This window comes from Micromonospora sp. NBS 11-29 (genome assembly GCF_002140155.1).
GTDB lineage: Bacteria > Actinomycetota > Actinomycetes > Mycobacteriales > Micromonosporaceae > Micromonospora.
In genome coordinates, this window is record NZ_NAPR01000016.1 from 9,210 (window position 1) to 9,430 (window position 221).

The 221-nt window shown below is 84.2% G+C and carries 1 protein-coding gene; it reads left to right on the forward strand.

Annotation, left to right across the window (positions count from 1 at the left end; all coding sequences use genetic code 11):
- The coding region (locus B1205_RS29940; protein WP_176308713.1) for an acyl carrier protein at window positions 1–221 on the forward strand (221 nt) is incomplete at both ends.

The window sequence follows — 221 nt, forward strand, 5'->3', positions numbered from 1 at the left end:
CGCCGGCCGCTACCCGGCCGTCCTGCGCGGCCTGGCCCGCGGCGGCAGCCGCCGCGCCGCCGGGCACACCGACAGCGGGCCGGCCGGCTGGGCCGAGCGGCTGGCCGGGCTCGCCCCGGACGACGCCCGGGAACTGCTGGTCGAGCTGGTCCGGGCGCAGGCGGCCGCCGTGCTCGGGCACGCCTCGGCGCAGGCCGTACCGGCCGGCCGGGCGTTCTCCG